At 75.1% G+C, this 9,232-nt stretch carries 10 protein-coding genes; 7 read left to right on the top strand and 3 right to left on the bottom strand.

The features are described 5' to 3' along the window. Positions 1 to 92 precede the first annotated feature (92 nt). Together E2E34_RS26635 and E2E34_RS26640 are read left to right on the top strand one after the other, a co-directional pair. Entirely contained in the window at positions 93 to 302 is a 210-nt protein-coding gene (locus E2E34_RS26635; protein ID WP_138895868.1) for a helix-turn-helix domain-containing protein, read from the top strand. Continuing rightward, the gene (locus E2E34_RS26640; RefSeq protein ID WP_138904462.1) at positions 302 to 871 is read left to right on the top strand and encodes a Clp protease N-terminal domain-containing protein; all 570 of its coding nucleotides are present in this window, start codon (positions 302 to 304) and stop codon (positions 869 to 871) included. The genes E2E34_RS26635 and E2E34_RS26640 overlap by 1 nt, the downstream gene beginning before the upstream one ends. 120 nt (positions 872 to 991) lie before the next feature. Here E2E34_RS26640 and E2E34_RS26645 read toward each other — a convergent pair whose 3' ends face one another. Together E2E34_RS26645 and E2E34_RS26650 are read right to left on the bottom strand one after the other, a co-directional pair. After that, positions 992 to 2,011 carry a PadR family transcriptional regulator gene (locus E2E34_RS26645; RefSeq protein WP_138904463.1) on the bottom strand — a complete coding sequence of 340 codons (1,020 nt, stop codon included), beginning with the start codon at positions 2,009 to 2,011 and terminating at the stop codon, positions 992 to 994. Between the two features lies 1 nt (position 2,012). Then, positions 2,013 to 2,879, bottom strand: coding sequence for a DUF4097 family beta strand repeat-containing protein (locus tag E2E34_RS26650; RefSeq protein ID WP_138904464.1), 867 nt, complete (start codon positions 2,877 to 2,879; stop codon positions 2,013 to 2,015). A 164-nt stretch (positions 2,880 to 3,043) separates the two neighbouring features. On the opposite strand from E2E34_RS26650, the gene E2E34_RS26655 reads away from it, so the two are divergent. Next, on the top strand, positions 3,044 to 3,922 hold the full coding sequence (locus E2E34_RS26655) for a hypothetical protein (protein WP_138904465.1): 879 nt from the start codon (positions 3,044 to 3,046) through the stop codon (positions 3,920 to 3,922). 78 nt (positions 3,923 to 4,000) lie between these two features. Here E2E34_RS26655 and E2E34_RS26660 read toward each other — a convergent pair whose 3' ends face one another. Next, complete coding sequence (locus E2E34_RS26660) at positions 4,001 to 4,186, bottom strand: DUF6104 family protein (protein ID WP_037674049.1); 186 nt, start codon at positions 4,184 to 4,186, stop codon at positions 4,001 to 4,003. A 182-nt stretch (positions 4,187 to 4,368) separates the two neighbouring features. Between E2E34_RS26660 and E2E34_RS26665 the strand changes: the two genes are divergently transcribed. The 4 genes from E2E34_RS26665 to E2E34_RS26680 form a co-directional block, all read left to right on the top strand. Continuing rightward, positions 4,369 to 4,815, top strand: coding sequence for a CU044_2847 family protein (locus E2E34_RS26665; protein ID WP_244316135.1), 447 nt, complete (start codon positions 4,369 to 4,371; stop codon positions 4,813 to 4,815). Between the two features lie 7 nt (positions 4,816 to 4,822). Beyond that, the gene (locus tag E2E34_RS26670; RefSeq protein ID WP_138904466.1) at positions 4,823 to 6,898 is read left to right on the top strand and encodes a VMAP-C domain-containing protein; all 2,076 of its coding nucleotides are present in this window, start codon (positions 4,823 to 4,825) and stop codon (positions 6,896 to 6,898) included. A 151-nt stretch (positions 6,899 to 7,049) separates the two neighbouring features. Continuing rightward, a complete protein-coding gene (locus tag E2E34_RS26675; RefSeq protein ID WP_138904467.1) occupies positions 7,050 to 8,078 on the top strand; it encodes an AAA family ATPase in 1,029 nt (342 codons plus the stop codon). 7 nt (positions 8,079 to 8,085) lie between these two features. Further along, positions 8,086 to 9,232: SAV_2336 N-terminal domain-related protein (locus E2E34_RS26680; protein ID WP_279637906.1), on the top strand; the 1,147-nt coding region annotated here is incomplete at its 3' end.

Genomic DNA, 9,232 nt, shown 5'->3' on the forward strand with positions numbered 1-9,232 from the left:
GCGCTGAGTGGGGCTGGTCGGGGCCGTTCAAGGCCGCTCGAGGTTGTCAACCACAGTTGACGGAGCATGGCTGTCAATGTAGGTTGACAGACATGACCGATGCAACGGATCTTGCCGAGCGCGCGGGCGACCAGGACCCCCGGGTGGGGCTGCGCGCTGTCGTGGCCCTGCGGCGGCTGCTGGAGCAGCTCGAAGCCGTGCAGGTGAGAAGTGCCCGCGCCAAGGGCTGGTCGTGGCAGGAGATCGCGGCCGAACTGGGCGTCAGCCGACAGGCCGTCCACAAGAAGTACGGGAGGCGTTGATGTTCGAGCGGTTCACGAAGAGTGCCCGGGGAGTGGTGAAGGGCGCGGTCGTCCAGGCGCAACGGGCCGGGGCGGACTCGGTCACGGAGGAGCACCTGCTGCTGGCCCTGCTCGACCAGGAGGGCACGCGCTCCTCCTTCGCCTTCGCCGCCCTGGGGATCGCCGGGCGCCGGGGAGCGGTGGCCGACGCGCTGGCGCACGTGCGGCGCCGCGGCGGGCTCTCGAAGGCGGACGAGGAAGCGCTGGCCGGAATCGGCATCGACGTCACGGAGATCGTCTCGAAGGTGGAGCAGACGCACGGCGAGGGCGCGATGCGGCCCGGGCGCGGCGGTGCGCGGCGCGGTCGGCTGACGGGGCACCGCCCGTTCACCCGGCAGGCGAAGGCGGTACTGGAGAATTCGCTGCGGGTCGCGCTGGGGCGGGGCGACCGCCACATCGGCGACGAACACCTGCTGCTGGCGCTGACCGCACAGCCGGGGGCGGTCGCCGACGTACTGACGGAGTACGGCGCGACGTACGGGGCGGTGGAGCGGGCCCTGTTCGGCCCCGACGCGGCCGCGGCGAGCTGACGGGCGGCGCCGGCAGGACGCGCTGACGGCTGTCGGGACGGGCCTGCCCCGGTCCGGGCGGGGGCGGGAAACCGGCGGCCCGGCGGCTCGTATCCGGGCCGCCGTCGCCCGCCGCCGCGCTCAGCCCTTCGGCTCGTTCCGCAGCAGCGCCGACAGCCGGGCCGCCGTCGTGGACAGGTGCCGGCGGGCCTCGCCCAGCTGGGCCGGGGTCACGCCGTGGTCGCGGGCCGCGTCGCGGATGTCGTCGCGGAAACGGTCCAGCAGGCGCTCCAGGTCGCGGGCCGGGTCGCCGGACGGGGGCTCCTCGGCCCACTCGGGCTCGGGGGGCGTGTCCGTACGCTCCACCTCGACGTCCAACGGCTCCGCCGCCGGTCCGGCCGGCTGCGGCTGGCGGCCGAGGAAGCCGAACTGCTTGGTGATCTCGGCCAGGCCGTCCCGTACGCCCTTCGGCCAGTCACCCCGCGCGAACTGGTCCTGCACCTGCTCCTGCACCTGCTGCGCGATGCGCTGCATCTGCTCGCGCGCCTTCTCCTGGGCCCTGTCCTGGGCCTCCTTGGCCTGGCGGCGGGCCTCCTGCGCATCCTCGCGGGCGCGGCGGCTCTCGTCCTTGGCGCGGCGCGCCTGCTCCTTCCACTCCAGCTTGGCCTTGCGCAGCTCCTCCTTCGCCGCCTGCCAAGCCTGGCTGTCGCCGAAGGGTCCCTCCCAGTCGCCGCCCTTGTCGCCGCCTTTGCCCTGCGACGGCGCCGTCCGGTGGCGGTTCTCGGTCGCCGCCGCCCGCATCTCGCGGCGCAGGTCGCCCGCCGCGCCCCGTACGTCGTCGCGGATCTCGGCGGCCAGCTCGGAGACCGATTCGCGGATCTCCAGCTCCAGGTCGGCCAGCTCGCCGCCGCGCCCCGCCAGTTCGGCGCGGCCGGCGTCGGTGATCGAGTAGACCTTGCGGCCGCCCTCGGTGGCGTGCGTGACCAGCCCCTCCGCCTCCAGTTTGGCCAGGCGGGGGTAGACGGTGCCGGCGGACGGGGCGTACAGCCCCTGGAAGCGCTCCTCCAGCAGGCGGATCACCTCGTAACCGTGGCGCGGAGCCTCGTCGAGCAGCTTGAGGAGGTACAGGCGCAGACGGCCGTGGGCGAATACGGGGGGCATGTCAGAGCACCTTCTTGTCTGCCGGGGCGTCCGCGTCGTACAGGTCGTCGTCGCCGGCCGGCGGGCGGCGCAGCAGGGCGATGGAGCCGGAGAGGGTCGTCGCCCGGAGCCGGCCGCTGCCGGTCCCCAGCGTGCCGGTGATCCTCTTCGCTCCCCACTGGCCGGTGACCCGCAGGTCCTCAAAGGCGTTGGAGAGCGAACCGGTCGCCGTGTTGGCCTCGACCGTGGCGTCGGCCGGGTACGGCAGCCGGACGGCGACCTCGCCCGAGACCGCGGTGAGGGCGATGTCGGTGGGCTTCCCGGCCGGGTCGACGTCGACGACCATGTCGCCGCTGACCGAGTCGGCCCGTACGGACGACCCCGAGCCGTCGACGACCGTGAGGTCCCCGGACACGGAGTGGAAGCGGAGATCGCCGGTGAGGGCCTGCGCCTCCACGCCGCCCGCGACGGTGTCGGCGCGCACGGCGCCGGAGAGGCCGACGAGCGTGATGTCGCCGGTGACGCCGCGCACGTCCGTACGGCCCGCGATCCGCGAGACGACGGCGCCCGCGCCGATCACGCCGAGCGCTACGGAGCAGCCGGCGGGGACGGCGAGCGAGACGACCGCGCTGCGCTGCGGCCCCTGGGGGTCGAGCCACTTGAGGAAGCCCTTCCAGGGCAGGTCCTCGTAGGTGACGGTGAGAGTGCCGTCCTCGTGGGTGACGGTCAGCGGCGGGCCGTCGAGGGCGGAGACCTCGAGCCGGGCGGGGCCCTCCTCGATGCCGACGACGTTGACCGTTCCGTTGACGATGCGCACGCTCAGCGCGGTCACCGGGTCCTCGAACGTGAGCTTCCGCGGCTCGGCGACCGTCCATGCCGGCTCTGTCATGCTTCTCCCCGATCTGGTCGGCCTGACGCGACGGTGGCATACGCAACATATCGCGTCTATGAGTAAACACGATATATCGCGGTGCGGTGAAGTCAAGGGTGGCGATGGCGCGGGCGGCCCACTCGTACGTGCCATACCGGGGCAAAGTGCCCTAGCGTGAGGGCATGAACGCGACATTCGGCTCCGGGCCGGTGGGGGCGCTGCTGCTGTGCGGGGCCGAGACGGAGGCAGTGCGGCCTGCGGCCCACCTGCTGCGCGAGCGACTGCTCCTGGCGCCGGCCGACGACACCGGCGCGGGCCCCGGGGGCGCGTCGCCCGGTCACGGCGGGAGTTCCGGTCACAAGGGGCGGTGGAGCGTCGTCGTGCCCGAGGGCAAGCCCTGGCTGAACGGCGGCGAACCGGTCGACCGGGTGCTGACCGGCTGGGCCACGGCGCTCGCCGTGGGCGTCACCTGGCCGGTTCTCGCCCTCTGGTGGGACGCCGACCGGGCCGGCTTCACGCTGGCTTCGGGCTTCCGGCGCCAGGTGGGTTACGAGTGGCTCGCCGACGGGACACCCGTCGGGGAGGACGAGGCGATGCGCACCTTCGCGGCGCGGCTCGGGCTCGATCCCGTACTGGACGCGGAGGATCTGGCGGCGCTCACCCGCGACGACCCCGACGCGGACGGCCGGGCCAGGCTGCTCGGCCTGATCGCGGTGCTCTCCCGCCTCGGCCTCGTCCTGCCCGCCGGCCTGACCCCCGGCGAACCGGCCGACCGGCTGCGGGAGGCGGCGCGGGTGCGGCCCGGCGCGGAGTCGGTCGAGTGGTCGGGGTGGCGCGACGCCGTGCGGGCGGAGCTCGACGTGGTCGAGAGCGGCCCCGCCGGCCCCTGGCTCCGCGGCCCCCGGGCCCGCCTGCTGAACGCCGCCCAGCTGGCGGCCGGCGTCTCGCTCGCCCTGTGGGGGCTGCGCAGGCGCGGCGGCGGCTGGGCGTTCGCCGGCGGGGTGCTGGTGGCGCAGGGAGCACTGGGCCTGGCGTACGACCGGATGCGCGCCCGGGCCTGACGCGGGCCGGCGCGGGCCGGCTCCGGGGTAAGGGCGGCGCGCCCCTGCGCCCGCGGTGCGCCCGCCGGCGCCGTTCCTCTACTCCTCGTCGTCGTCCTCGTCGTCCAGCCGGGCCAGCCAGGTCGCGAGGCGCTCGACCGGAACCTCGAAGTCCGGGTTGAGGTCGACGAACGTACGCAGCTGCTCGGCGAGCCACTCGAAGGTGACTTCCTCCTCGCCGCGCCGCTTCTCCAGCTCCTCGATGCCGCGATCGGTGAAGTACAAGGGGGTGCTCCGTGAGGGACAGGTGGTCGGACAGGGGGTCGGGCAGCGTGCCGGACCGGCGGGCCGACGGGCGGACAGCGGTTGTTCCCAGCCAGGATAGGCACTGATCGCCGAGTACCTCGCGCTCGTACCCAGCAGCGATTAACCTTCACCCTTCATCGCGTGGGGGAGCGGGGGACGCTGTGGCCAAGGGGATCGCACAGGTTCGGCTGGACGACGGGACGGTCGTCTGGGCCCGGGTCAGCGAGGCGCAGGAGCTCGACCGGGGCGGCGGTTACCGCGACACCGGGATCGGCGACCGGGTCGTCTCGATGGCGGGCGGGCTGACCGACGTCGTACAGGGCGTGGTGCGGTCGCTGCGCGCGGGTCTGCGGCCCGCCGCTCCCGTCGAGGTCGCCGTGACCTTCGGCATCGAGCTCTCCGCCCAGTCCGGCAAGGTGATCGGCGTACTCGCCGACGGCGGCGGCAAGGCGTCCGTCACCGTCTCCCTGACCTGGACGGAGCCGGTGGCCGGACCGGCGGCGGACCCGGCGGCCGGGCCGCCGGGCGCCCCGGGGGCGCACCCGGTCGCGGACCCGGCCGCCGCACCCGGTTCCGGGCCCGGCCCCGCGGCCCCCGGCACGGCATGAGCGCGCCGTGAACGTCTTCGACGAGATCGTGCGCCCCTCGCTCGTACGCATCGCCGCGCCCGGAGGCGGGTATGACCCGCACGGCGCCCACTACTGGGGCAGCGGATTCTTCATCGCCCCCGGCTGGGTGCTGACCTGCGCCCATGTCGTGGGAAAGGGGGACGCCTCCGTGTGGAGGGGTGAGCGTGCGCTCGGCATCACCTGGCAGGGCGGTGTGACCACGGGTGAAGTGGTACTCGCCAAGCCCCGCCCCGTCGACCCCGAAGAGCCGCCGCACCGCTGGGAGTTCCCGGACATCGCGCTGGTGCACGTGCCGGACGCGCAGGACGCCGCCTGCGTCTGGCTCAGCGAGCGCCCCCCGGCCATCCCCGCCGACGTGAGCCTGCACGGCTGGTCCCGGGAGACCGGCGACCTGGGCATCCGCCACGGCGTCGGCAAGGCCCACGCCACGGACGGCAAGGCACTTCTGCTGCGCGGCAGCCTGCCCGTCGAGGGCTGCTCGGGCGGTCCCGTCGTCGACCTGAGGCACGGCGCCGTCATCGGCATGAACAAGGGCCGCGCGGAGCACGAGGGGGCGGCCGTACCCGTCACCGCGCTGCGCGAACTGCACGACCTGCGGGGCGGCGAGATCCTGCACACCGTCCTGCGCGAGCACGACCGCCACCACCTGCGCCGCTTCCGCAGCACCACCGCCGCCGGCGGCGGCTGGACCAGGGCGCAGGCCGAGCTGCGCAAGGGAGCGCCCGGGTTCCTGCCCGCCGCGCGCGCCCACCTCTTCGGCCGGTTCGCCGAACTGCCGGCGCCCGGCGGACCCGGCGAGGTCATGGTGCTCGTCGACGACGTCAAGCGCCGTGTCCTGCACAGCGACTACCAGTCACCCATCGAGCACGACCCGCGCACCTGGCGCGACGGCGTCGGCCTGCTGCACGACCTGCGCGGCCACGAGAACGGGCACGACCTGGACGTCGACGCGGTGCTGCTGTACGCCGCCAAGGTCGTCCGGCACCTCGCCGGACAGGGCCGCCGGCGGTGCGACGAAGCCCAGAGCGCCGCCCTCACCGGGCTCGCCGAGTGGATCACCACGCAGGGCGAGTCCGCGCACCAGGCGATCCGCGAGGAGATCGCCCAGGTGCTGGAACCCCCGGCGGCCGCCGCCCCCGCCGCGGAGTTCGGCCTGTCCTCCGTACGGGAACACCCGGCCGGGCAGGCCCGCGCCGACGTGCTCGTCGAGATCGACCCGGTGCACTACGGCGACCGCTACCCGTGGCGCGTCAAGCTCCTGTACGAGGGGCGGACCGTCAGCCCGCTCGCCGGCGACGACCGCGGGGTGCCCCGCGCCGAACTCCGCGAGACCCTGCGCGAGCCGCTCGCCGACGCGCTGCGGCGCGGCGACAGCGGGGAGCATCTGGCGGCCGTCGAGGCGCTGTTGCCGCGCGAACTGTTCGACGAGCCCTTCGACACCTGGCGCCTCTCGCCCGAGGACGACCTCTTCGACGAGCACAGCATGGCGCTGGGGGAGCGCCGTATCGTCGTCATACGGGACCGCAGGCGCCGCGACCGCCCCGCGAGCCCCGAGTGGCGCCGCCGCTGGAAGGCCGCCGTCCGGGGGCCGTTGTCCGTCGTACCGCTGCGCGGCGAGGTCCCCGCCTCCGGGCACGGACCAGGCGCCCGCCGCGAGTCCCGCAGAGCCGCGTACGCCAGGCTGTCCGACGCCGAGGACGGCACCGTTCCCGTGTACTGCGGGCCGGTCGGCAGCGGCGACGGGTTCGACGCCATGGCCGCCGCGCTCGCCGCCGGGCACCCGCTCGCGCTCTGGCGCAGATGCGGCCGGGACCACGCCGACTGCCAGGAGTTCCACGTACGGGCGGACGAACTGATGGTGCGCGCCGACGGCGTGGAGGGCCTGCACCGGCACATACGCGCGCTGCGCATCATCGCGATGGACCCCGACGCGACGCCCGACACGGTGTCGGAAGCGGCCTGGGCCGCCTCCGTCGCCGTACTCTTCGATCCGCCCGACCGTCCGCCGTACGACGAGGTGCCCCTCCAGGTGCCGCCGCGGCTGCCCGGACCCCACTCATGACGGCCCGTCAGCAATTGACTCGAATGCCCGGCCGAAACCCGGCGGCCGGGCCCGAACCGGGGTCGGCAGAACGGGACTTGGGCGGTAACGTCAGCGTCCGGACCGCCGGGCCCGGCTCCGTCCCCACCATCCACCCGCGAGGTGAGACTCAGTGACAGACTGGCGGATCTATCGCGGCGCGGGGCTGCCGCACGACGGAGTGCAGCGGTTGCCCGGCCCGCCGCCGTGGCGCGATTTCGCCGCCGTGGGCCCGGACGCCGACAGCTCCGACCCCTCGGCCACCGACCCCGGCGCCGCCCGCAGACTCGGCGTCCAGCGCCGCCTGGTGGAGAACCACCACCCGAGGCCCGCCGAGGTCGACGCCGTCAACGCCGCCCTGTACCTGCGCCGCCCGCTGCTGGTGACCGGCAACCCGGGCACCGGGAAGTCCACACTGGCCCAGGCCGTCGCCCACGAACTCGGCCTCGGCCGCGTGCTGCGCTGGCCGATCGTCAGCCGTACCGCCCTCCAGGACGGGCTCTACCGCTACGACGCCATCGGCCGCCTCCAGGACGTCCAGCTGGAACGCGCGCAGGGCGGGACGCAAGCCGCCCCCCCGGCCGCTTCGAGCATCGGATCGTACGTACGCCTCGGACCGCTCGGCACCGCGCTGCTGCCGTCCGAGCAGCCACGCGTCCTGCTCGTCGACGAACTCGACAAGAGCGACCTCGACCTGCCGAACGACCTGCTGAACGCCCTGGAGGAAGGCGAGTTCGCCATCCCCGAGCTGGAGCGGATCGCCGACCGCGAACCGGTCGTCGACGTCCTGACCGACGACGGCCGCAAGGTGCCGGTGCGCGGCGGCCGGATCCGCTGCACCACCTTCCCGTTCATCGTCCTCACCTCCAACGGCGAGCGCGACTTCCCCGCCGCGCTGCTGCGCCGCTGCATCCAGCTGGAGCTGGAGCCGCCCGGCGAGGAGCAGCTCACCGCCATGGTCGAGGCGCACCTCGGCAGCACGGCGGCCACCGAGGGACGCGACCTGATCGAGCGGTTCCTCGGCCGCGAACCCGGCGAGATCATCGCCGCCGACCAGCTGCTCAACGCCCTCTACCTCACCCAGCACGCCCCGCGGGCCGAGCGCGTCACCCGCGAGCGCATCGCCGACATGCTCATGCGACCACTCGACCGCCCGAGGTGAGCGCCGGATGGACCTGGGGGAACTTGTCGGCAGGCTGAGGCGCGGCGGCCTCGACCCGACGGCCGAGGAGGTCGCGGACGCCGTCTGGCTGGCGCGGTGGATCCCGTCGGACCGTACGCCGACGGGCGCCCCCGGCGACCCGGCGGACCCGGGCGGGGACACCGCCCCCGGTGCCGGGGGGACCCACCAGGCCGCGCCGGCCGGCTCCGACCCCGGCCCCGGCTCCGGCGCGCCCGACGCCGGTGCGCCCGGCCTCGCCCCGGGCCCCGGCCCCGTGTCGCTCTACACCCCGGGCCCCCGGGCCGGCCGGCCGCGCGGCGGCTCCGCCAACGCCGGACCGGCCTTCCCCGTACGCGCCCCGGCCGCCGCCGCGCTGCCCGGGCTGCTGGGCCTGCAACGCGCCCTGCGGCCCCTGCGCCACTACACGGCCACCACCACCCGCCCGGCGGCCGACGGGCGCCTCGACGAGGACGCCACAGCGGAGCGCAGCGCCATGTCCGGAGTCCTGTGCCCGGTGCTGCGCCCCTCCGAACGCCGCCGGGTGGACATCCAGCTGCTCATGGACGCCGGACCCGCCATGGCCGTCTGGGAGCGGATGGTCGAGGAACTGCGGCAGGCGTGCCAGCAGTCCGGCGTCTTCCGCGACGTACAGGTCCACCAGCTGTACGACGCGGGGGACGGCGGCCCGCCCCTCGTCGGCACGACGACCGGGCCCGGCGGGCGCACCCGGCTGCGCCCCGCCGACCAGTTCCACGACCCCACCGGCCGCAGGCTCACCCTCGTCGTCAGCGACTGCGTCGGCCCGCTGTGGCAGCAGGGCCGGGCCCAGCGCCTCATCCACCAGTGGCCGCGCAGCTCGCCGCTGGCCGTCGTACAACCGCTGCCGCCCCGCCTGTGGGCCCGTACCGCCCTGCCCGCCGAGCCGGGGCTGCTGGTGCGGGCGGCGGGATCCGGCGGCCGTACGGCGTTCGTCCCCGACGAGGAGCCGTGGGAGCCCGTGGAGGCGACCGCACGGCCCGTGCCGGTCCTGACGCCGACCCCCGAGGCGTTCGCGTCCTGGGCGCGGCTGCTGTCCGACCACGGCGGCAGCACGGTACGCGGCTGGGCGGCCTGGGCCGCCGACGACGAACCGGCGGGACCCGCCGCCCGGGACC

The organism is Streptomyces albidochromogenes (genome assembly GCF_005981925.1).
Taxonomy (GTDB): domain Bacteria; phylum Actinomycetota; class Actinomycetes; order Streptomycetales; family Streptomycetaceae; genus Streptomyces; species Streptomyces albidochromogenes.